Raw genomic sequence first — 21,542 nt, 5'->3', positions numbered from 1 at the left:
CGCGCGGGTCGACGTCTCCCGGGCAGCGACCCCGCTTCTGCTTCGAAAGGCTTGTCCAGCGATGGCATCAGCTCCTGCCGCACTCACCACGAAGCGGACTCACCCTGTCATGGGCATGGCATGTGCGGTGATGGCCGCCGCCGGCCTGCTGGCCACCGGCTGCTCCGCGGAACGCACGGGCGGCGCCACGGGCATGGCCCCACCGGACATCGCGGCCGAGCCGGCAGCGCCCCTCACCGGCTACGACGGACTGACCGGGCTGCCGCTGTCCGCCTACGGCACCTCCCAGCAGGAGGACGTCGTGCTGTTCCGGACGAACGAGGCGCTGGTCGCCCGTTGCATGAACGGCCTCGGACACAAGAACTACTCGGACCGCAAGAAGCCCCAGGACGACACGAAGACGACAGCGGAACGAGAAGCCATCCGCCCGGCCGGAGCCTGGGGCTATATCGGCGGTGGCACCGCGAAGCGCCTCGGTTTCCACGTCGCGATCACCCCTCCGGTCTCCAAGGGCCCGACCGGCCGGGAACTGAAGGACTACAACGTCTGCTGGGACAAGGCCGACGAGCAGGTGCCGTCTCCCACCGGCAGCAAGGGCTGGAAGCTGACCCAGGAGCTGTTCGGCCGGTCGTTCCGGACGGCGGCCTCGGACAGCCGGGTCGTCGCCGCGCGCAAGAGCTGGTCGTCCTGTATGAGCGAGGCGGGACATCCGGCCGACGACCCCGAGAAGCTGTCCGAGGGCTTCATGAGCGCCAGGAAGACGACCGCGAAGGAGATCGCCGCGGCCACCGCCGACGAGTCCTGCACCCGGTCGTCGAACCTGGCCGGCGTCTACTTCGCGGTCCTCACCGGATATCAGAAGCAGCTCATCGCCGCGAACACCGAAGTCCTGACCGGCTACAAGAAGCAGGTCCGGGCGCAGGTCGACCGGGCGGAGCAACTCCTGGCCTCGTCCGGCACGGCCTGAACCGCATCCTCACCCCTCGACTCCGGACGGCGCGTTGTCATGTCGCGTCGCCGTCCGGTCCCTCAGCACGCCAAGAACAGCGAGAACAGGAGAACGTACGTGAATCGACGAGCCAAGCGACTGGTGCTGTCCGCGCTGACCGCCGTCACGGCGGCGGCCTCACTCACCGTCGTCACGGCGCCGCAGGCGTCCGCGATCAATCTGGTCCAGTGCGGCCGGCCCGATTTCACCCACCTGCACGGGACCATGACCCTCAGCCCCGGGGGCCAATGGGACCAGTGTTTTGCCAACGCCGGAGAAATGGACATCAGGCCCTGGGTCGGCAAGATCTGGGTCGACCGGATCGAGACCGGCAACAACCGGGTCCAGTGGCATGGGGACGACAGGTGGCAGCCCAATGCCCCGATCGAGAAGTGGGTCACCTTCACCTGGCCGAACAACCCCGGCGGGGTCCACATCGACAAGATCAAGATCCACTGAACGGCCTACGTCAGGGCGGACCGCACTCCTGACCGGTCACGTTCCCGACGCGCGGGGCCGTTCGCCGAACCCTCAACGAGCCGTTGACCGCGGTGCCGTCGACGTGCGAGCGAGCGGATTCGCAGCCTCGCCGCCGGCCCCGGCACCTCCACCCCCTCGGCCGCTGAACGGCGCCGCGCCAGACCGCACCACTGCCCATCACAGCGAGAAACGGAGAACCCCCCCATGAGTCGATCGGCCAAACGGCTGATCCTGTCCGCGCTGACAGCCGTCATGGCGGCAGCCTCACTCACCGTCGTCACGGCGCCGCAGGCGTCCGCGATCAACAGGGTCGAGTGCAACGGCAGGACCGACTTCCTCCAGATAGGAGCGCACCCGTCCGGCTCCACCACCGGGTCGACCTTCTGCTACGCCAACGCCGGAGAATCGACTTTCCAGCCCTGGTGGGACGACTACGCCTGGGTGACCTGGCTCAGCACCGGTAACAACCGGGTCCAGTACCACGCGGACGGAAACTGGCAGCCCGGCACCCCGATCAACAAGTGGACCTACTACGTCTGGGACCACCACCCCGGCGGCGTCAAGGTGGACCGGATCAGGATCCACTGAACCACCGGTGTCAGGGCGGGTGACGGCGGTCCTGCGCGACCGCCGTCACCCGCCCGCAGGTCCTCTGGGGTCTGTGTGTGTGATCAAGCAGTGTGACCGCGCGCCCGAGTCGACCGACTGAGTGCTCCACCTGGCCGCGCTCGCTCACAGTTCCGCGCCGGTCGCGGGCGCGGCGGCCGTTTCTGCTCTCTGCAGTTGTCCAGAGGGGTGTCGGAAATCTGTCGGCGGTGAGCGTGATCTGTCGGCGGTATGCCGGTGGCGGTTGCGACCTTGGGCGGGTCGGAGCTCTCCATGAGCACGCCGCCCCGGAGCGCAAGGAGTCTGTCATCGTGTCATCCGCACCCCAGAGGCAACCGTGGGACGTTCACCGGCTGCCGTCTGCCGAGGGCAGGACCTTCCTGATCACCGGGGGTAACGTCGGGATCGGCTACTTTGCCGCAGAGCAGCTCGCCGCCACCGGCGCCGTCGTCATACTCGGCAGCCGGGACCGCGCGAAGGCTGACTCCGCCATGGCCTCGATCCGCTCGCGCGTCCCCGGCGCGCACGTGCGGCATCTTCCACTGGACCTCGCCGACCTGTCGTCCCTGAAGACAGCCGCGGACAGGCTGGACGTCGCTCATCTCGACGCGGTCGTCTACAACGCGGGGATCGCGCTCGACGACCCGCCGCGTCGGGAGACCAAGGACGGCCACGAGCTGATGTTCGGCACCAACCACCTCGGCCACTTCGCGCTGACCCAGTGGCTGGCCCCCCTGCTGTCCGCGGCGCCGGCGGGCCGCATCGTGACGGTGGGAAGCTTCGCGGCGCGGTCCGAGCGCCTGGACCTCGACGATCTGCAGTCGACCCAGGACTACCGGCCCAAGCGCGCCTACGGCCGATCGAAACTGGCGCAGATGTGCTTCGGCTTCGAACTCGATCGCCGCCTGCGTGCCGTCGGCAGCACGGTCCTCAGTGCGGTGGCCCACCCCGGCGGCGCACTGGACTCCCTCACCCCGTCCCGCCCGCCGGTGAGCGTGACAACCCTCAGCGAGCGGCTGCGCGCCTTGCCCTCCGCGCTCTTGGTGCAGGGCAAGGACGCCGGAGCATGGCCCGTCGTCCGTGCCGTCCTCGACACGGAGGTGCGGGGAGGGCAGCTGTGGGGGCCGAGGGCCTTCGGCCTGCGTGGCCTACCGAGGCGTGAGCCCGTCCCCCCTCATATGGTCGCCCCAGCCGTCGCCGCTCGTCTGTGGGCCGCCAGCGGCGAGCTGGTCGGCACCGATGCGCACCTGGGCTTTCGGTAGGCACGAGCCGCGCTCGGGCACTCCTCCCCGGCTGTCACGCCTGGTTACTATGCTCCGTGAAATGCAAGGCGATCCGGCAGGGAGTCCTTTGACGATCATGAGAGAGGTCACCGCGACTCGCTACATCGCCCCCCTGCGGGCCGGCGGCTCCGTCCCCGGTGTCGTCGAGGCCGACGACCTGGGGACGTACGTCGTGAAGTTCACCGGCTCCGCGCAGGGGCGCAAGGCGCTGGTCGCCGAGGTGATCGTCGGTGAGCTGGCGCGGGCGCTCGGCCTGCGCTTCCCCGAGCTGGTCCTCACGCACTTCGACCCGGCGATCGCCGACGGCGAGCCCCATCAGGAGGTGCGGGAGCTGCACGGCGCGAGCGCCGGCCTCAACCTCGGCATGGACTACCTGCCGGGCGCCAAGGACTTCACCCCGGAGGTCGCGCGGGAGTTCCGGGTGGACCCCCTCGAAGCCGGCCGGATCGTCTGGCTCGACGCCCTCACCGTCAACGTCGACCGCACCGTGCACAGTTCGAACCTGATGATCTGGCCGACGCTCGGCGTCGCCCCCGCGCGCCTGTGGCTGATCGACCACGGCGCGGCCCTCGTCTTCCACCACCGCTGGGACGCCTCCGACCCCGCGAAGGCGTACGACTTCCGCCACCACGCGCTCGGCCACTACGCCCCCGACGTGCGTGCCGCGGACGCCGAACTCGCGCCGAAGGTGACGGAGGAGCTGCTGCGGCGGATCGTGGCCGAGGTCCCGGACGCCTGGCTGTCCACCGAGGACGGCTTCGCGTCGCCCGACGAGGTCCGTGACGCCTACGTCCGCTACCTCCACGCGCGCGCGGCTGCCTCCGCCGCCTGGCTCCCCACCGACTTCCCCACCCAGGAGGAACGCGCCGCCGAGGAGGCCGTGCGCGCGGCGAAGACCCGGCGGGGCCGGCCGGACTGGCTCAAGCAGGTCCCCGACCTGCACGGCAAACCGTCGGTGCGACAGGACGGATCGGTGCATCTGGGATGACGGGGACACAGCGTGTCGAGATCGAGTACTGCACCCAGTGCCGCTGGCTGCCCCGTGCCGCCTGGCTGGCCCAGGAACTGCTGACGACCTTCGAGACGGAACTGACCGAGCTGTCCCTCAAGCCCGGCACGGGCGGCGTCTTCGTCGTCCGGGTGGGCGACGAGGTCGTCTGGGACCGCCGTGACCAGGGCTTCCCCGAGCCCACGGCCGTGAAGCAGGCCGTACGCGACCGAGTGGCCCCGGGAAGGTCCCTGGGCCACTCGGACAGGATCGGCGGGTCGTAGCTCAGCCCTTGAGCTGCTCGTACGCCGGCAGGGTCAGGAAGTCGACGTAGTCCTCGTCGAGGGAGACCTCCAGCAGCAGGTCGTGGGCCTGCTGCCAGTGCCCGGCGGCGAACGCCTCCTCACCCAACTCCGCACGCAGGCCGGCGAGTTCCTCGGCCGCGACCTTGCGGGCCAGTTCCGGCGTGGCCTTCACCGTCTGTCCGTCGTGCTCGAACTCGACGCCCGCGTTGATCCACTGCCAGATCTGGGAGCGGGAGATCTCGGCGGTGGCCGCGTCCTCCATGAGGTTGAAGATGGCGACGGCGCCGAGGCCCCGCAGCCACGCCTCGATGTACCGGATGCCGACCTGGACGGCGTTGACGAGACCGGCGTACGTCGGCCGGGCGGCGAGGGAGTCGACGGCGATCAGGTCGGCGGCCTTCACCTCGACGTCCTCGCGCAGGCGGTCCTTCTGGTTCGGCCTGTCGCCGAGGACGGCGTCGAAGGAGGCCATGGCGATCGGGACCAGGTCCGGGTGGGCCACCCAGGAGCCGTCGAAGCCGTCGTTCGCCTCGCGGTCCTTGTCGGCCTTGACCTTCTCGAACGCGACCTTGTTGACCTCCTCGTCGCGCCGCGACGGGATGAACGCGGCCATGCCGCCGATCGCGTGCGCGCCGCGCTTGTGGCAGGTGCGGACGAGGAGTTCGGTGTACGCCCGCATGAACGGCGCCGTCATCGTGACCGCGTTGCGGTCCGGGAGGACGAACCTGGCTCCGCCGTCACGGAAGTTCTTCACGATGGAGAACAGGTAGTCCCAGCGGCCGGCGTTCAACCCGGAGGCGTGGTCGCGGAGTTCGTAGAGGATCTCCTCCATCTCGTACGCGGCCGTGATCGTCTCGATCAGGACGGTCGCGCGGACCGTGCCCTGCGGGATGCCGCAGTACTCCTGCGCGAACACGAACACCTCGTTCCACAGGCGGGCTTCGAGGTGCGACTCGGTCTTCGGGAGGTAGAAGTACGGGCCCTTGCCGAGGTCCAGCAGCCGCTGCGCGTTGTGGAAGAAGTACAGGCCGAAGTCGACGAGCGCGCCGGGGACGGGGGTGCCGTCGGCGTCGACGAGATGGCGCTCGTCGAGGTGCCAGCCGCGCGGGCGCATGACGACCGTCGCCAGCTCCTCGTTCGGGCGCAGGCTGTACGACTTGCCGGTGCGCTCGTCGGTGAAGTCGATGTTCCGGGTGTAGGCGTCGGCCATGTTCACCTGGCCGAGGACCACGTTCTCCCAGGTCGGCGCGGAGGCGTCCTCGAAGTCCGCGAGCCAGACCCGTGCGCCCGAGTTCAGGGCGTTGATCGTCATCTTGCGGTCGGTGGGGCCGGTGATCTCGACGCGCCGGTCGTCCAGCGCGGCGGGGGAGGGGGCGACCCGCCATGTGTCGTCGGCGCGGATCGCGGCGGTCTCCGGGAGGAAGTCGAGCGTGGAGGTGCGGGCGATCTCGGCGCGCCGCTCGGCGCGGCGGGCCAGCAGTGCGTCACGCCGGGGCGTGAACCGGCGGTGCAGTTCGGCCACGAAGGCGAGGGCGGCCTGGTCGAGGATCTCGTCCTGGCGGGGCAGGGGCTCGGCGTCGACGATGGCCAGCGGGGACGGCGCTGGTGCGGACATGAGCGGTCACTTCCTTCAGCGGGCGTGGCACCGGGTGTCGGTCGACCCGGGTGGGACGGTGAACGCCCGTGGATGAGCCGGGCGCCTCTGGAAAATGGATAATAGTTTCCTCATGGTGGAAGTTCAATGTTTTGTTGATGTCAAGATTCTTCGGGTCGAGGGGCGGCGGCGCCGGGCGCCGTGACCCTTACTCCAGGTGGGCGAGATCGGCCTCGGTGTCGATGTCGTACGGCCGCGCCACGTCCCCGCACTCGACCAGCGTGAGCGTGCCGCCGTGAGCCCGCAGATAGGCGCGCGCCCCCTGGTCGCCGGTGGCGGACTCGGCGATCCCCGTCCAGTGCGCGGCGCCGAAGAGGACGGGATGGCCTCGCACCCCGTCGTACGCCGCCGCCGCGAGCGAGTCCCGCGACCCGTCCGCGGCGAGGACGCGGGCCACCGCCTCCGGGCCGATCCCCGGCTGGTCGACGAGCGAGACCAGGGCGGCGCCGGCGTCCGTCCCGGTCAGCGAGGCCAGTCCGGCCCGCAGCGAGGAGCCCATGCCCTCGGCCCACTCCGGGTTGTCCACCAGGACGCAGCCGGGCAGGTCGGCCCGCGCGCGGACGGTCGCCGCGTCGGCGCCCAGGACCACATGGATCCGGGTGCAGCCGCCCGCCCGCAGCACCCCGGCCGCGTGTTCGACCAGCGGGCGGCCGCGATGGGTCAGCAGGGCCTTGGGGCGGCCGCCGAGGCGGCGCCCGCCGCCGGCGGCCAGCAGCAGCCCGACGACCGGGCCCCGGGGCCGGCTCTGGGTCTCATGGTGCGTCATGTCCCCCTGCATACCCGACCGGACGCGGGTACCGCGTGAAGCCGGACGGGCCGGCGGTGGGCCGGGCGAGGTCCCGGGACTGAATTTCGGTCCCCGTGGTGGCGCTCGCCACACCAATTGGCGTTAACTGTCCCGCGCCACCTCCGGCGCCCGACCGACGCCACCGGTGGCGGGCCGTGCCCGGACGCACGGCCGTGCCTCGCGCGCGAGGGAGCGGGCGGGGAGGGGGAGGGCTGTGTTGCGGAGCTTGGGGCAGAGGCCAGTGACCGGCAGTGACGAGGATCCGAGGGTGGCGGGATTGCGGTCGGCCGTGTCCCGGCTGCGCCGTGAACTGGCCGCGCACCCGGCCGAGTTCCCCGACCGTGGGATCGCCGAGGACGAACTGGCGGCGCTCGCGGCGATGGCGGTGACCGGCATGCCCGAGGTGCCGCGCTTACGTCGGTCCCTGTTGCTGATCGCGGGGTCGATAGGGTCGGTGAGCGCGTTGGCCAGGGGGCTGGCGGACGTGCGGACGGCGGTCGAACTCTTCGGGGAGCCGCCGCGACGGCGCTGACCTCGCCGACGGTCGACGACCTGCGAAGAGGCGGCGCCGACGGCCCTGCGGGCCGCGGAGGTGCGGCGGTGCGGCCCGCTTTCCGGGGTCCGCGACCCGCCACGAGAGAGACCCCGCCGGATCCACACCCGCCCGCGCACCCTCAGTCCGTACGGCGCCCGCCCACGCGCCCTCATTCCCTGGTGGCGTCCGACCGCGCGCCCTCGGTTCTTCGTGGCGTCGGATCGCCTGCCTTCAGTCCCTGGTGGCGTCCGACCGCGCGCCCTCGGTTCTTCGTGGCGTCGGATCGCCTGCCTTCAGTCCCCGGTGGCGTCCGGCCGCGCACCCTTCCGTTCCTCGCGGCGTCCGCCCGTGTGCTCTCGGTCCCCGGTGGCGTCCGCCCGTGCGCCCTCGGTTCCCCGTGGCGTCCGCCTGCCCGCCTTCAGTTCCCGGCGGCCGTTCCGGCGCCCGAGTTCGCCAGCGCCTCCGACAGTTCCGCCGCCACCTGCCGCAGCACCGGCACGATCCGCTCCGTCGCCGCCTCGGTGACGCGTCCGGCGGGGCCGGAGATGGAGATGGCCGCGGCGGTGGGGGAGTCGGGGACGGAGACCGCGAGGCAACGGACGCCGATCTCCTGCTCGTTGTCGTCGACGGCGTACCCGACCCGGCGGACCTCCTCCAAGGCGCTCAGGAAGCCCTCGGGGGTGGTGATCGTCTTCTCGGTGGCGGCCGGCATGCCCGTACGGGACAGCAGCGCCCGGACCTCCTCGGCCGGGACGTCGGCGAGCAGGGCCTTGCCGACGCCGGTGGAGTGGGGCAGCACCCGCCGGCCCACCTCGGTGAACATCCGCATCGAGTGCTTGGACGGCACCTGGGCCACGTACACGATCTCGTCGCCGTCCAGGAGCGCCATGTTCGCCGTCTCGCCGGTCTCCTCCACCAGGCGGGCGAGGTAGGGCCGCGCCCAGGTGCCGAGCAGCCGGGACGCGGACTCGCCGAGGCGGATCAGGCGCGGGCCGAGGGCGTACCGCCGGTTGGACTGCTGGCGGACGTAGCCGCAGACCACCAGCGTCCGCATCAGCCGGTGGATGGTCGGCAGCGGCAGCCCGCTGCTCGCGGACAGCTCGCTGAGACCCACCTCGCCGCCGGCGTCCGCCATCCGCTCCAGCAGATCGAAGGCGCGCTCCAGGGACTGGACGCCACCGGAGGACGACTTGGTGGACTCGGTGGCGCTGGCGCTGGACGTCGGCACGGGCACGGTCCTTTCGGATGGCAGGGAGGTCGCAGCCTACCGGGCAGTTCATTGACTACTCGCTTGTGCGTCACTACGTTCTGCTCAGTGGAATTCTAATTCCGTCTTGTGAAAACATCCAGAGTGGATGCGGGCGAGGCAGAGTGGAAGGTGCGCCCTTGACGGGGTGCGGGCGGGGGTGAAAACTCCTTCAACAGAACGTTGAATTCCGTTACGCGGAAGTAAATACCGTGACGCGGAAGTGAACAGCGGTACGGCGAGAGGGGTCCGGGTGTCCGAGGCTGAACTGGTGATGCGCTCGACGCGTGTCCTCACCCCCGACGGAACGCGCCCCGCCGCGGTCGCCGTCGCGGACGGCAGGATCACGGCCGTCCTGCCGTACGACGCCGAGGTGCCGCCCGGCGCCCGCCTGGAGGACGTCGGCGACCACGTCCTGCTGCCGGGCCTCGTCGACACCCACGTCCATGTGAACGACCCCGGCCGCACCCACTGGGAGGGCTTCTGGACGGCCACCCGCGCCGCGGCGGCCGGCGGCATCACCACCCTCGTCGACATGCCGCTCAACTCCCTCCCGCCGACCACCACGCCCGACCATCTCCGCGTCAAGCGCGAGGTGGCCGCCGACAAGGCGCACATCGACGTCGGCTTCTGGGGCGGCGCCCTGCCCGACAACGTCAAGGAACTGCGGCCGCTGCACGACGCCGGGGTCTTCGGCTTCAAGGCGTTCCTGTCGTCGTCGGGCGTGGACGAGTTCCCGCACCTGGACCGGGACGGACTCGCCCGCTCCCTGGCCGAGATCGCTGGCTTCGGGGGCCTGCTCATCGTCCACGCCGAGGACCCGCACCACCTCGACGCCGCACCCCAGCGGGGCGGCCCGCGGTACGCCGACTTCCTCGCCTCGCGCCCGCGCCACGCCGAGGACAGCGCCATCGCGACCCTCGTCGCCGAGGCCCGCCGCCTCGACGCGCGCGTCCACGTCCTGCACCTCTCCTCCGCCGACGCGCTCCCGCTGATCACCGAGGCCAAGCGGGACGGCGTCCGCGTGACCGTCGAGACCTGCCCCCACTACCTCACCCTCACCGCCGAGGAAGTCCCGGACGGGGCCAGCGAATTCAAGTGCTGCCCGCCCATCCGGGAGTCCGCCAACCAGGATCTGCTCTGGCAGGCCCTCGCGGACGGCACGATCGACTGTGTGGTCACCGACCACTCCCCGTCCACGGCCGACCTGAAGACCGACGACTTCGCCACCGCCTGGGGCGGCATCTCCGGCCTGCAGCTCAGCCTCGCGGCGGTCTGGACGGAGGCCCGAAGGCGCGGCCACGGCCTGGAGGACGTCGTCCGCTGGATGTCGTCGCGCACCGCCGAACTGGTCGGCCTGGACGACCGCAAGGGCGCCATCGAGGCGGGCCGCGACGCCGACTTCGCCGTCCTCGCCCCGGACGAGACCTTCACCGTCGACCCGGCCGCCCTCCACCACCGCAACCGCGTCACCGCCTACGCCGGGAAGACCCTGTACGGCGTGGTCAAGTCCACCTGGCTGCGCGGCGAACGCATCGTCGCGGACGGCGAGTTCACCGCCCCGAAGGGACAACTCCTCACCCGCACCCCCTGATCCACCCTCCGCACCCGCGGCAGGCGACCACCGAAAGGCAGACCTGATCATCGTGACGGCGCAGCAGCACTCCCCGTCGGCGGGATTCACCGGCGACGCGAGCCCGTACGGCGGCGGCGACCCGTACGCGGACTACCGCACCGCCGACTTCCCCTTCACCCGGTACGCCGACCTCGCCGACCGCAGGCTCGGCGCCGGTGTGGTCGCCGCCAACGACGAGTTCTTCGCCCAGCGCGAGAACCTGCTGGTGCCGGAGCGCGCCGAGTTCGACCCCGAGCACTTCGGGCACAAGGGCAAGATCATGGACGGCTGGGAGACACGCCGCCGCCGGGGTGCCTCGGCCGACCACCCCTGGCCGACGGCCGACGACCACGACTGGGCCCTGATCCGCCTGGGCGCGCCCGGTGTGATCCGCGGGATCGTCGTCGACACGGCCCACTTCCGGGGCAACTACCCGCAGGCCGTCTCCGTCGAGGCCGCGTGTGTGGCCGGGTTCCCGTCGCCGGAGGAACTGCTCGCCGACGACGTCAAGTGGACGACCCTCGTCCCGCGCACCCCGGTCGGCGGCCACGCGGCCAACGGCTTCGAGGTCTCCGTGGAGCAGCGCTTCACCCACCTCCGCCTCAACCAGCACCCCGACGGCGGCGTCGCCCGCCTGCGGGTGTACGGCGAGGTCGTGCCGGACCCGGCCTGGCTGGCCGCCCTCGGCACCTTCGACGTGGTCGCCCTGGAGAACGGCGGCCGGGCCGAGGACGCCTCCAACCTCTTCTACTCACCCGCCACCAACACCATCCAGCCCGGCCGCGCCCGGGTGATGCACGAGTGCTGGGAGACCCGCCGGCGCCGTGACCAGGGCAACGACTGGATCCGCTACCGCCTGGCCGCCCAGTCCGAGATCCGTGCGCTGGAGATCGACACGGCGTACCTCAAGGGCAACGCGGCCGGCTGGGCCACGGTCTCGGTGCGCGACGGCGAGGACGGCGTCGACGGCGACTGGACCGAGATCCTCCCGCGCACCCGTCTGCAGCCCGACAGCCTGCACCGCTTCGTCCTCGACGCCCCGGTCGTGGCCACCCACGCCCGCGTCGACATCTACCCCGACGGCGGCATCTCCCGGCTGCGCCTGTTCGGCTCCCTCACGGGGGAGGGCGCGACCCGTCTGTCGGCCCGCCACCAGGAACTGGGCGGCTGAGCGACCCCGGGAAGGACACGACTCGGCCCGCCCCGTACGGCCGGTGTGTCACCCGGACTTCCGGCCGTCCGCCGCCGCGAACATCGCGAGGGCCAGGACGATCAGCGCGATGCTGACATAGATCTCGTAGCCGTCCAGGGCGCTCCACCGCTGTGTCACCCCCCACCTCAGCCTGCCGGTGAGTTCGTACACGAGACCGCCCGTGCCCTGCATCAGGGCGAGGAACCCGAAGAACTCCAACAACTGCTTCATGCAAGGGATCCTCGCCCCGCGGCACCCGCCCGTTCATCGGCCGCGGGGCGGTCACCCTCCGACCGCGGTACCCCTCCACGGGGCCGCGGGCCGACGAAAGTCGAGCGGGCCGCGACTTTCGTCGCGATCACCGGCGCGGGGGAGGTGACGGGGCCCGTCCCTGCGTAGATTTGTCGACCGTGAATGGTGACAAGCCGGGGCCGGAGCCCGCCGCCCTCCCGGGGCGGAGCTGGCTGCTGCCGTCGGCCCTGCTCGACGACGACCTCGCCACCGTGCCCGGTGACGCACCCGCCCCCGGTCAGGCCCGCCCCGGACGGCGGCCCGTGCGGCCCGCGCGGACCGCGCGTGACTGGGTCGTCGACTTCACCTGCTTCCTGCTGGCCGTGTTCATCGGGCTCCTCGGCGTGGAGACGGTCAGGAACGAAACCGGCCTGCCGCAGACCTTCGCCGTCCTCGACCAGGTGCTGGGAGCGCTCGCCTGCGCGGCCGTCTGGCTGCGCCGCCGCTGGCCCGTCGGCCTCGCCGTGGCGATGGTCCCGGTCTGCTTCGTGTCCAACACCGCGGGCGGCGCCGGCCTCGTCGCCCTCTTCACCCTCACCGTGCACCGGCCCTTCCGGTACGTGGCCTGGATCGGCGGCGCCTCCCTCCTGCTGGCCCCGCTCTTCTTCTGGCTGCGCCCCGACCCCGACGTCTCCTATCCCTGGGCGATCCTCCTCGTCTTCGTCCTCACCGCCGCGATCGTCGGCTGGGGCATGTTCGTGCGCTCCAAGCGGCAGCTCATGCTCAGTTTCCGGGACCGCGCCCGGCGCGCCGAGAGGGAGGCGGCGCTGCGGGCCGAGCAGGCGCAACGGCTCGCCCGCGAGTCCATCGCGCGGGAGATGCACGACGTCCTGGCACACCGCCTGACCCTGCTGAGCGTGCACGCGGGCGCGCTGGAGTTCCGGCCCGACGCGCCCCGCCCCGAGATCGTCCGCGCGGCGGGCGTCATCCGGGAGAGCGCCCACGAGGCCCTCCAGGACCTGCGGGAGATCATCGGCGTGCTGCGCGCCGGCGCACCCGACGAGGCGGGCCGCCCCCAGCCCACCCTCACCGAGCTCGACACCCTCGTCGCCGAGTGCCGCGAGGCCGGCATGAAGGTCACCCTCGACCAGCACGTCACCGACCGCGCCGCCGTCCCCGCCTCCGTCGGCCGCACCGCCTACCGCATCGCGCAGGAGTGCCTGACCAACGCCCGCAAGCACGCCCCCGGGGCCGAGGTCACCGTCACCGTGAGGGGCGCCCCGGGCGGGGGACTCACCGTCGACGTGCGCAACCCCGCGCCCCCGGGGGAGGTCCCGCACGTCCCCGGCTCCGGCCAGGGCCTCATCGGCCTCACCGAACGCGCCACCCTGGCCGGGGGCCGCCTGGACCACGGCCCCGAGGCCGACGGCGGTTTCGCGGTGCGGGCGACGCTGCCCTGGGGGTGACCCCGGACCACACCTTCGAGCGGACCGTCCCTATCGGGGTGCGCAACGCCATCTCGTCCCCCAAGATGGCCAGTTGACCCGTACGGCCGCCGAGGCACGTACGGCACACAGCACCGGAGCGTCCCGGGACCGGGACGGGAGGGGACAGCGCAGTGAGTGTCGGGGGACGGAATCCGTATCAGCCACCCTGGCCGCCACCGGGCGGCGGACCACACCCACCGCCTCCCCCGTACGTCCCGCCGTATCCCCCCTACGGCCCGCCGCCCACGCTCGTGCGGCGGCTGCGGGAGGACGAATGGCCGCCGCTCGGCCAGTTCCTGAGCGGACTCAGGCTGCACGGCTGCCTCTGGGCGCTGGCCGCGATGTGCGCGTGGCCGATGGTCGTCGGTCTGCTGGTCGGCTACCCGCTGGCGCGCTCGGCCCGCCGCCCCGCCCGCCGGATCTTCCCCTCCCGCCCCCGCCACCGCACCCTGGACGACGACGTGCTGCGGGTGCAGCGCAGACGCGCCTGGACGGCCACCCTCATGTCCCTGCTGATCCTGGCGGTGTACGGCAAACCGGAGGACGTCGACCAGGCGCAGCAGCAGTTCATGATGCGGCTGACGGTCACCCCCTGGCTGCTGCTCCTGAGCGCGCCCGTGGTCGTCGCCGCCCTGTTCCGCTGGTCGTCGACGGACGCGCGCCGGGCCATGCGCACCCCGCTGCGCACCGCCGGCAGGTCCGCCCTGTGGTACGTCGGCGCCTTCACGACGATCCCGCTCCTCGCCGGGGCGATCTACTACACCCGCACGCGCCTGGACCAGGACCTGAGCCTGTGGGTGCCCCTCGCCCTGCTCGTTCCCCTGCTCTGGGTGCTGCTGTTCATCGTCTTCGCCACCGGGCCGGCCGTGCGCGGCGCCTTCAACACCGTCGATGTGCATCCCGCGCTCCCCGCGCTGCTCACCGGCGTCCTGGTCTGGGAGTTCTCCGCCATCAACCTCGCCGTCGGCGGCCCGCCGCCGGGCCCGCCCCTGGTGCAGCTCGCCGCCCTCATCGGCGGACCGGCCTCGGTGACGGCCGTCGCGTGGTGGGAGATCCGCCGGCTGCGCACCCGGCACGGGGTACGCCTGCGTGCGTGAGGAGCGCCCCCCGCCGCCGTCACGCCCGGCGCGGCACCACCCGCTGCCCCGCCGCCCCGTACACCCAGGCGGACGCCTCGTCGATGAAGTCACCGGGGAAGCCGACCCGGAAGGCGGTGGTCTCCTCCAGCCGGGCCAGCACCTCCTCGGGGAGGACGAGACGGGCGGCGCCCAGGTTGTCCATGAGCTGTTCGACGCGACGGGCGCCGACGATGGGGTGGACGGCGGGGGAGTGGGCCATGGTCCAGGCGATGGCGATCTGCGCCGGGGTGGCGCCGAGTTCGTCCGCGGCGCTCTGCACGGCCTCCGCGACCGCGCGCTCACGCGCCCCGATCGCCTCGGCCGACAGCCGGGTCGTGGTGCCGGGCGCCACCCCGCCCGGGCGGGTGTACTTGCCGGACAGGACGCCGTTCTGCAGGGGACTCCAGGCCGCCACCGACATGCCGAACGCCTCCGCCATCGGCAGCAGTTCGCGCTCGATGTCCCTCTCCAGCAGGCTGTACGGCACCTGCAGCGCCGACAGCGCCGACCACCCCCGCCATTCCGCGAGGGTGTTGGCGCGCGCGACCACCCAGGCCGGGGCGTCCGAGATGCCGACGTACAGCACCTTCCCGGACCGTACGGCGTCGTCGAGGGCCCGCATCGTCTCCTCGACGGGGGTGTTCCGGTCCCAGATGTGCACCCAGTAGAGGTCGATGTAGTCGGTGCCCAGCCGCCGCAGGCTCGTCTCCAGGGACAGCGCGAGGTTCTTGCGGTGGTTTCCGGCGGCGTTGGGGTCGGTGCCGTCGCGGGAGACGGTGTACTTGGTGGACAGCACGAACCGGTCGCGCCGCCCCTTGAGCAGGTCCCCGACGATCCGCTCGCTCTCCCCGCCCCGGTAGTTGACGGCCGTGTCGATCACGTTGCCGCCGGCCTCCGCGTACACGTCGAGGATCCGCGCGCACTCCTCCCGGGGCGCCCCCACCCCGCCCTGCTCCCCGAACGTCATGGCGCCCAGGAACAGTTCGGAGACGCGGAGCCCGGTCCGGCCCAGGAGTCGGTAACGCACCCAAAACCTCCGTCAGTTGAATGCCGTACCGGCCGACACTAACGGGTCGGCCGCGGCGGCGCGGCGGCTCCGGCACGGAGTGTCATTACGGTAGGACCCGCGACCGGCACGAGAGGTGCTTCATGACCGACTTCCGAACGGTGGGACGATGACCGCGATCCGACTCCTCCTCGTCGACGACGACCCCCTCGTGCGCGCCGGGCTCACGTTCATGCTGGGCGGCGCCGACGACATCGAGATCGTGGGCGAGGCCGCCGACGGCGGCGAGGTGGACGCCCTCGTCGACCGCACCCGCCCGGACGTCGTCCTCATGGACATCCGGATGCCGACCGTCGACGGCCTCACCGCCACCGAGCGGCTCCGCACCCGCGCGGACGGGCCCCAGGTCGTGGTCCTCACCACCTTCCACGCCGACGGCCAGGTGCTGCGCGCCCTGCGCGCGGGCGCCGCCGGGTTCGTCCTCAAGGACACCCCGCCCGCCGACATCGTCGACGCGGTGCGCCGGGTCGCGGCCGGTGACCCCGTCCTCTCGCCCGCCGTCACCCGCCGGCTCATGGCCCACGCCGCCGGCGGCGCCCCCGGCACCCGCCACGACACCGCCCGTGCGCGCCTCGCCGTCCTCAACGACCGTGAACGCGAGGTCGCCGTCGCCGTCGGCCGCGGCGCCTCCAACGCCGAGATCGCCGCGGAACTCTTCCTCAGCGTCGCCACCGTCAAGACCCACGTCTCCCGCGTCCTCGCCAAACTCGGCCTCAACAACCGTGTGCAGATCGCCCTGTTGACCTACGACGCGGGACTGTACGACGCGGGACTGCCGGAGGACGACGGGCACTCCTGACCCGCCCCGGGAGTTGGAAGGGGTGAGGGGGGACTCATGGAACAGGAAGACGTGATCGATCTGGCGGAGTACGGGCCGGGTTTCACCGAGAACCCGCACCCCGTCTACGCCGCACTGCGCGAACGGGGTCCCGTGCACCGGGTCCGGCTGCCGAAGCCCGACGCGCACCACGAGGTCTGGCTCGTCGTGGGGTACGAGGAGGCGCGGGCGGCGCTCGCCGACCCCCGGCTGTCCAAGGACGGCTCGAAGATCGGGATGACGTTCCTCGACGAGGAGCTGATCGGCAAGTACCTGCTGGTCGCCGACCCGCCCCAGCACACCCGGCTGCGCGGGCTGATATCCCGGGAGTTCACCGGACGCCGGGTCGAGCGGCTGCGGCCGAGGATCCAGGAGATCACCGACTCGCTGCTGGACGCCATGGTGCCGCGGGGCCACGCCGACCTCGTGGAGTCGTTCGCGTACCCCCTGCCGCTCACCGTCATCTGCGAACTGCTCGGCGTGCCCGAGATCGACCGGGCGGCCTTCCGGAAGCTGTCCACGGAGGCGGTCGCGCCGACCAGCGGCGAGAGCGAGTACGAGGCGTTCGTCCAGCTCGCCTCCTACCTGGGCGAACTGATCGAGGACAAGCGCTGCTCGCCGCCCGCCGACGACCTGCTGAGCGCCCTGATCCGCACGACCGACGAGGACGGCGACCGGCTGTCACCCGCCGAACTGCGCGGTATGGCCTTCATCCTCCTGGTCGCCGGCCACGAGACCACGGTCAACCTCATCACGGGAGCCGTCCACGCGCTGCTCGCCCACCCCGGACAACTCGCCGAGGTCCGCGCCGACCCGCGTCTCGTCGACGCGGTCGTGGAGGAGACCCTGCGCCACGAGGGCCCGGTGGAGAACGCGACGTTCCGTTACGCCGCCGAGCCGCTGGACATCGGCGGCACCACCGTCCCGGCGGGGGACGCGGTCCTGATCGGCCTGGCCGCCGCCGACCGCGACGGCGCCCGCTGCCCGGACCCCGACCGCTTCGACATCCACCGCGACACACGCGGCCACCTCGCCTTCGGCCACGGCATCCACTACTGCCTCGGCGCACCCCTGGCCCGACTGGAGGCCCGAGTCGCCCTGAAGTCCCTCCTGGACCGCTGCCCCGACCTGACCCCGGACGGCCCGCCGGGCCCCTGGCTCCCGGGCATGCTGATACGAGGAGTACGCAGCCTGCCGCTCCGCTGGTGAGAGCGGTTCTCCGCGGGCCTGGAAGGCATGGGGCGCAGCCCCTGCCTTCCAGGGGCGCGGGGAACTGCGCGAGAAGCCCCCACCGGACCCGCGGCCGCGACACCACGTGAGCCCCCCGACGGAGCGCACCCGGCACGCCGAAGGCCAACCGCTACTCCCGACCCCCCGCGATCTCCCCGAGGTTCACGGGCCGGTTCTCCAGCCGGGACAGCTCGCACGCCTCGGCGACCCGGAGCGCCTGCAGCGCCTCGCGCCCGTCGCACGGGTTGGCCCGCTCCCCGCGCACCACCTCCACGAACGCACCGATCTCGGCCTCGTACGCGGCGGCGAAGCGCTCAAGGAACCCGGTCCACGGCTTGTCCGCGGGCGGCGGCCCCTTCGGCTCCGTCGACGCGACGGGCGTACGGTCGTCCAGCCCGACCACCACGGTGTCCAGCTCCCCGGCCAGCTCCAGCCGCACGTCGTACCCGGCCCCGTTCACCCGCGCCGCCGTCGCCGTCACCAGCGTCCCGTCCTCCAGGGTGAGCACGGCGGCGGCGGTGTCCAGGTCATGCGCCTCCCGGAACATCGGATGCCCGGCGTCCGACCCGGTGGCGTACACCGTGGTGACCTCGCGGCCCGTCACCCACCGCACGATGTCGAAGTCGTGGATCAGCGTGTCCCGGTAGATCCCGCCGGAGACCGGCAGGTACGCCGCGGGCGGCGGCGTCCGGTCGGCCGTGAGCGCCCGTACCGTGTGCAGCCGCCCGAGCCGGCCCGCGCGCACCGCCTCCCGCGCGGTGACGTAGCCGGAGTCGAAGCGCCGCTGGAACCCCATCTGCAGCACCGTCCCGGCGGCGTCGACCTCGGTCAGCGCGTTTAACGTGTTCGGCAGGTCCACGGCGATGGGTTTCTCGCAGAAGACCGGGAGACCCGAGCGTGCTGCCCGACCGATCAGTTCGCCGTGGGCCGAGGTGGCGGCCGTGATGACCACGGCGTCCACACCCCAGGTGAAGATCTCGTCCACCCCCGGCGCCACCGTCTCGCCGAGGCGTTCCGCGAGGTCGTGGGCCCGCGCCCGATCGACGTCCGTGATGATCAGAGAACCGACGTCGCGGTGGCGGCTGAGCGTGGTCGCGTGAAACGTCCCGATGCGACCCGCGCCGATGAGTCCGATGCGCATGGGAAACAAAGTGGGGTGGTACCCGCCGCTGTGTCAATGCTTTGTCCGGACAACCGAACTACGCAACTTCCCGTCATCCTGCACCGGGGCTACGCTCGGCCCGTGCCGAAACCAGAAGAGGCTCCGACCGTGTCGCTCCAGCTCAGCGTCGACCGCAGCAGTCCGGTCCCGCTCTACTTCCAGCTGTCCCAGCAGCTGGAGGCCGCGATCGAGCACGGCGAGCTGACCCCGGGCAGTCTGCTGGGCAACGAGATCGAGCTGGCGGCCCGCCTCGGCCTGTCCCGCCCGACCGTCCGCCAGGCCATCCAGTCCCTGGTCGACAAGGGCCTGCTCGTACGCCGCCGCGGCGTGGGCACCCAGGTCGTGCACAGCCAGGTCAAGCGGCCCCTGGAACTGAGCAGCCTCTACGACGACCTGGAGGCCGCCGGCCAGCGCCCGGCCACCCGCGTCCTGCTCAACACCACCGTCGCCGCGTCCGCCGAGGTCGCCGCCGCCCTGGCCGTCGCGGAGGGCGGCGAAGTCCACCGGATCGAGCGACTCCGTCTGGCCCACGGCGAACCGGTGGCCTACCTCTGCAACTACCTCCCCGCCGACCTCATCGACCTCGACTCCCCACAGCTCGAAGCCACCGGCCTCTACCGCCTCATGCGCGCCACCGGCATCACCCTGCACAGCGCACGCCAGACCATCGGCGCCAAGGCGGCCACGGCGGACGAGGCCGACCGCCTCACCGAACCCGAGGGCGCGCCCCTGCTCACCATGCAGCGCACCACCTTCGACGACACGGGCCGCGCGGTCGAGTACGGCACCCACATCTACCGGGCATCCCGCTACTCCTTCGACTTCCAGCTCCTGGTGAGGGCCTAGAAGAGGGCACCCCCTGCTGTCGGGGGCGTAGCCCCCGCTTTTCAGGGGCGCGGGGAACTGCGCGACCAGCCCCCACCGGACCCGCACCCGAAAAACAACCCCCGGCACCCCCCGCCCCCACGCCGCACCAAGCGGAGCGCTAAGGCAGAATCGGCCCGATGAGCACTTACCGCGACTTCACCCACCGCGGCTCCGCGCGGGCCACCGTCCTGCGGACCGTGGGAACGCGCGAGCGCCGCTCCCACCTGACGGCCCCGCGCGTCCCCACCGTCGGCATCGACATCGGCGGCACGAAGGTGATGGCGGGCGTCGTGGACGCCGACGGCAACATCCTGGAGAAGCTCCGCACGGAGACCCCGGACAAGTCCAAGAGCCCCCAGGTCGTCGAGGACACGATCACGGAACTGGTCCTGGACCTCTCCGACCGGCACGACGTGCACGCCGTCGGCATCGGCGCCGCCGGCTGGGTGGACGCGGACCGCAACCGCGTCCTGTTCGCCCCCCACCTGTCCTGGCGCAACGAGCCCCTGCGCGACCGCCTCGCCGGCCGCCTGGCCGTGCCCGTCCTCGTCGACAACGACGCCAACGCCGCCGCCTGGGCCGAGTGGCGGTTCGGTGCCGGCCGCGACGAGGACCACCTGGTCATGATCACCCTCGGTACCGGTATCGGCGGCGCGATCCTGGAGGACGGCCAGGTCAAGCGCGGCAAGTTCGGGGTCGCGGGCGAGTTCGGCCATATGCAGGTCGTGCCCGGCGGCCACCGCTGCCCGTGCGGCAACCGCGGCTGCTGGGAGCAGTACAGCTCGGGGAACGCCCTGGTCAGGGAGGCCCGCGAACTCGCGGCGGCCGACTCCCCGGTGGCGTACGGGATCATCGAGCACGTCAAGGGGAACATCGGGGACATCACCGGCCCGATGATCACCGAGCTGGCCCGTGAGGGCGACGCGATGTGCATCGAGCTGCTCCAGGACATCGGCCAGTGGCTCGGCGTCGGCATCGCCAACCTCGCCGCCGCCCTCGACCCCTCCTGCTTCGTCATCGGCGGCGGCGTCTCGGCCGCCGACGACCTGCTGATCGGCCCCGCCCGGGACGCCTTCCGCCGTCACCTCACCGGCCGCGGCTACCGCCCCGAGGCCCGGATCGCCCGCGCCCAGCTCGGGCCCGAGGCCGGCATGGTGGGTGCCGCCGACCTCGCCAGACTCGTCGCCCGCCGCTTCCGCCGCGCCAACCGGCGCCGGGTGGAACGGTACGAGCGCTACGCGCGGTACGTGGAGGCCCGCCGCACCACCCAGGACACCGCGTGACCACGTCGGTGCCGCGCCAGGGCTCCTCCCCGGAGGAGCCGGAGCGGCCCCCCGAGGACCGCAGGCACCGCAACCGCCGCCGGGCGATCACCCTGGCGATCATCGTGCTGCTCATCGGCGTACCCGCCGGCTACCTGGTGATCTCCGCCAACCAGAGCCGCGACAGCGGCAAGGACAAGGAGGAGAAGTACTCGGCGACCGGCCTCACCGCCCACTGGCCCTCCCTGGTCCAGCGCCGCCTCTACCAGGTGCCGATCCCGCCGTACTCCAAGCACGTCGCCTACTACGAGACGAACAACTGGCGGACCAGCCGTCTCTACGTGCAGTTCTACACGAGCAACGAGGGCCTGGAGAGCTTCCTGAACCAGATCGGCACCAGCACCGCCGACCTGAAGAAGGACAAGATGGCCATCAACGCCCGCGACCGGGGGATCGTCGGCTGGGACTTCACCGGCGTCGGCCCCTGGTACGGCCTCGTCAGCGACCGCAAGAACCCCGCCCCCACCCACGACATCGTCGTGAACCGGACCAACCCGGACCATCCGATGGTGTACGTGGTCTCGCGAACCGTGCCCTGACCTGCGCGGACACCGTCGCGGGCG

The 21,542-nt window shown here is 72.0% G+C and carries 22 protein-coding genes; 16 read left to right on the top strand and 6 right to left on the bottom strand.

Features of this window, described 5'->3' with window-relative positions:
* The first annotated feature begins 115 nt into the window (after window positions 1–115).
* From PYR72_RS12570 to PYR72_RS12545, 6 genes are all read left to right on the top strand, one after another.
* Window positions 116–967: a hypothetical protein gene (locus tag PYR72_RS12570; protein ID WP_275455416.1), complete on the top strand. Its 852-nt coding sequence runs from the start codon at window positions 116–118 to the stop codon at window positions 965–967.
* A 99-nt stretch (window positions 968–1,066) separates the two neighbouring features.
* On the top strand, window positions 1,067–1,447 hold the full coding sequence (locus tag PYR72_RS12565) for a beta/gamma crystallin domain-containing protein (protein ID WP_275455415.1): 381 nt from the start codon (window positions 1,067–1,069) through the stop codon (window positions 1,445–1,447).
* Between the two features lie 225 nt (window positions 1,448–1,672).
* On the top strand, window positions 1,673–2,056 hold the full coding sequence (locus PYR72_RS12560) for a beta/gamma crystallin domain-containing protein (protein WP_275455414.1): 384 nt from the start codon (window positions 1,673–1,675) through the stop codon (window positions 2,054–2,056).
* A 329-nt stretch (window positions 2,057–2,385) separates the two neighbouring features.
* The gene (locus tag PYR72_RS12555) at window positions 2,386–3,336 is read left to right on the top strand and encodes an SDR family NAD(P)-dependent oxidoreductase (protein WP_275455413.1); all 951 of its coding nucleotides are present in this window, start codon (window positions 2,386–2,388) and stop codon (window positions 3,334–3,336) included.
* Window positions 3,337–3,430: 94 nt separating this feature from the next.
* Window positions 3,431–4,345, top strand: a complete 915-nt coding sequence (locus tag PYR72_RS12550; protein WP_275460395.1) for a HipA family kinase — start codon at window positions 3,431–3,433, stop codon at window positions 4,343–4,345.
* Window positions 4,342–4,629, top strand: coding sequence for a SelT/SelW/SelH family protein (locus PYR72_RS12545; protein WP_275455412.1), 288 nt, complete (start codon window positions 4,342–4,344; stop codon window positions 4,627–4,629). Before PYR72_RS12550 ends, PYR72_RS12545 begins: the two co-directional genes overlap by 4 nt.
* Window position 4,630: 1 nt before the next feature.
* Here PYR72_RS12545 and aceB read toward each other — a convergent pair whose 3' ends face one another.
* Together aceB and PYR72_RS12535 are read right to left on the bottom strand one after the other, a co-directional pair.
* Window positions 4,631–6,265, bottom strand: a complete 1,635-nt coding sequence (aceB, locus tag PYR72_RS12540) for a malate synthase A (RefSeq protein WP_275455411.1) — start codon at window positions 6,263–6,265, stop codon at window positions 4,631–4,633.
* A 187-nt stretch (window positions 6,266–6,452) separates the two neighbouring features.
* Complete coding sequence (locus PYR72_RS12535; protein ID WP_275455410.1) at window positions 6,453–7,070, bottom strand: nucleotidyltransferase family protein; 618 nt, start codon at window positions 7,068–7,070, stop codon at window positions 6,453–6,455.
* Window positions 7,071–7,305: 235 nt separating this feature from the next.
* On the opposite strand from PYR72_RS12535, the gene PYR72_RS12530 reads away from it, so the two are divergent.
* Window positions 7,306–7,623: a DUF5955 family protein gene (locus PYR72_RS12530; RefSeq protein WP_275455409.1), complete on the top strand. Its 318-nt coding sequence runs from the start codon at window positions 7,306–7,308 to the stop codon at window positions 7,621–7,623.
* A gap of 421 nt (window positions 7,624–8,044) precedes the next feature.
* On the opposite strand, the gene PYR72_RS12525 is transcribed toward PYR72_RS12530, so the two are convergent.
* Window positions 8,045–8,854, bottom strand: a complete 810-nt coding sequence (locus tag PYR72_RS12525) for an IclR family transcriptional regulator (RefSeq protein WP_275455408.1) — start codon at window positions 8,852–8,854, stop codon at window positions 8,045–8,047.
* Window positions 8,855–9,125: 271 nt separating this feature from the next.
* On the opposite strand from PYR72_RS12525, the gene allB reads away from it, so the two are divergent.
* A complete protein-coding gene (allB, locus tag PYR72_RS12520; RefSeq protein ID WP_275455407.1) occupies window positions 9,126–10,466 on the top strand; it encodes an allantoinase AllB in 1,341 nt (446 codons plus the stop codon).
* A 52-nt stretch (window positions 10,467–10,518) separates the two neighbouring features.
* Entirely contained in the window at window positions 10,519–11,658 is a 1,140-nt protein-coding gene (gene alc, locus PYR72_RS12515; protein WP_275455406.1) for an allantoicase, read from the top strand.
* A 48-nt stretch (window positions 11,659–11,706) separates the two neighbouring features.
* Here the strand turns inward: alc and PYR72_RS12510 are convergent, their stop codons facing one another.
* Window positions 11,707–11,910: a hypothetical protein gene (locus PYR72_RS12510; protein ID WP_275455405.1), complete on the bottom strand. Its 204-nt coding sequence runs from the start codon at window positions 11,908–11,910 to the stop codon at window positions 11,707–11,709.
* Between the two features lie 179 nt (window positions 11,911–12,089).
* Between PYR72_RS12510 and PYR72_RS12505 the strand changes: the two genes are divergently transcribed.
* Entirely contained in the window at window positions 12,090–13,376 is a 1,287-nt protein-coding gene (locus PYR72_RS12505) for a histidine kinase (RefSeq protein WP_275455404.1), read from the top strand.
* Window positions 13,377–13,648: 272 nt separating this feature from the next.
* Window positions 13,649–14,494: a hypothetical protein gene (locus tag PYR72_RS12500; RefSeq protein WP_275455403.1), complete on the top strand. Its 846-nt coding sequence runs from the start codon at window positions 13,649–13,651 to the stop codon at window positions 14,492–14,494.
* A gap of 19 nt (window positions 14,495–14,513) precedes the next feature.
* Here the strand turns inward: PYR72_RS12500 and PYR72_RS12495 are convergent, their stop codons facing one another.
* A complete protein-coding gene (locus PYR72_RS12495; RefSeq protein ID WP_275455402.1) occupies window positions 14,514–15,542 on the bottom strand; it encodes an aldo/keto reductase in 1,029 nt (342 codons plus the stop codon).
* 148 nt (window positions 15,543–15,690) lie between these two features.
* On the opposite strand from PYR72_RS12495, the gene PYR72_RS12490 reads away from it, so the two are divergent.
* Together PYR72_RS12490 and PYR72_RS12485 are read left to right on the top strand one after the other, a co-directional pair.
* Window positions 15,691–16,380 carry a response regulator transcription factor gene (locus PYR72_RS12490; protein ID WP_275455401.1) on the top strand — a complete coding sequence of 230 codons (690 nt, stop codon included), beginning with the start codon at window positions 15,691–15,693 and terminating at the stop codon, window positions 16,378–16,380.
* 36 nt (window positions 16,381–16,416) lie between these two features.
* Entirely contained in the window at window positions 16,417–17,607 is a 1,191-nt protein-coding gene (locus PYR72_RS12485; protein WP_275455400.1) for a cytochrome P450, read from the top strand.
* Between the two features lie 151 nt (window positions 17,608–17,758).
* Here the strand turns inward: PYR72_RS12485 and PYR72_RS12480 are convergent, their stop codons facing one another.
* Complete coding sequence (locus tag PYR72_RS12480) at window positions 17,759–18,769, bottom strand: Gfo/Idh/MocA family oxidoreductase (RefSeq protein WP_012999675.1); 1,011 nt, start codon at window positions 18,767–18,769, stop codon at window positions 17,759–17,761.
* Window positions 18,770–18,898: 129 nt separating this feature from the next.
* On the opposite strand from PYR72_RS12480, the gene PYR72_RS12475 reads away from it, so the two are divergent.
* The 3 genes from PYR72_RS12475 (at window position 18,899) to PYR72_RS12465 (ending at window position 21,518) form a co-directional block, all read left to right on the top strand.
* Complete coding sequence (locus tag PYR72_RS12475; protein ID WP_275460394.1) at window positions 18,899–19,636, top strand: GntR family transcriptional regulator; 738 nt, start codon at window positions 18,899–18,901, stop codon at window positions 19,634–19,636.
* 158 nt (window positions 19,637–19,794) lie between these two features.
* Window positions 19,795–20,940: an ROK family glucokinase gene (locus PYR72_RS12470; RefSeq protein ID WP_012999673.1), complete on the top strand. Its 1,146-nt coding sequence runs from the start codon at window positions 19,795–19,797 to the stop codon at window positions 20,938–20,940.
* The gene (locus PYR72_RS12465) at window positions 20,937–21,518 is read left to right on the top strand and encodes a sugar kinase (protein WP_275455399.1); all 582 of its coding nucleotides are present in this window, start codon (window positions 20,937–20,939) and stop codon (window positions 21,516–21,518) included. The genes PYR72_RS12470 and PYR72_RS12465 overlap by 4 nt, the downstream gene beginning before the upstream one ends.
* Window positions 21,519–21,542 lie beyond the last annotated feature (24 nt).

This window comes from Streptomyces sp. VNUA24, assembly GCF_029167005.1.
In the GTDB taxonomy this organism is placed as follows: Bacteria; Actinomycetota; Actinomycetes; order Streptomycetales; family Streptomycetaceae; genus Streptomyces; species Streptomyces scabiei.
Note: the sequence above shows the minus strand (reverse complement) of the source record. Positions and strands in the feature narration are given on the sequence as shown.

Bases quoted from the DNA above. Each gene is read 5' to 3' on its own strand.
- PYR72_RS12490 (WP_275455401.1), top strand. From the start codon at position 15,691: ATGACCGCGATCCGACTCCTCCTCGTCGACGACGACCCCCTCGTGCGC.
- PYR72_RS12535 (WP_275455410.1), bottom strand. From the start codon at position 7,070: ATGACGCACCATGAGACCCAGAGCCGGCCCCGGGGCCCGGTCGTCGGG.
- PYR72_RS12570 (WP_275455416.1), top strand. From the start codon at position 116: ATGGCATGTGCGGTGATGGCCGCCGCCGGCCTGCTGGCCACCGGCTGC.
- PYR72_RS12510 (WP_275455405.1), bottom strand. From the start codon at position 11,910: ATGAAGCAGTTGTTGGAGTTCTTCGGGTTCCTCGCCCTGATGCAGGGC.
- PYR72_RS12485 (WP_275455400.1), top strand. From the start codon at position 16,417: ATGGAACAGGAAGACGTGATCGATCTGGCGGAGTACGGGCCGGGTTTC.
- PYR72_RS12480 (WP_012999675.1), bottom strand. From the start codon at position 18,769: ATGCGCATCGGACTCATCGGCGCGGGTCGCATCGGGACGTTTCACGCG.
- aceB (WP_275455411.1), bottom strand. From the start codon at position 6,265: ATGTCCGCACCAGCGCCGTCCCCGCTGGCCATCGTCGACGCCGAGCCC.
- PYR72_RS12470 (WP_012999673.1), top strand. From the start codon at position 19,795: ATGAGCACTTACCGCGACTTCACCCACCGCGGCTCCGCGCGGGCCACC.
- PYR72_RS12560 (WP_275455414.1), top strand. From the start codon at position 1,673: ATGAGTCGATCGGCCAAACGGCTGATCCTGTCCGCGCTGACAGCCGTC.
- PYR72_RS12545 (WP_275455412.1), top strand. From the start codon at position 4,342: ATGACGGGGACACAGCGTGTCGAGATCGAGTACTGCACCCAGTGCCGC.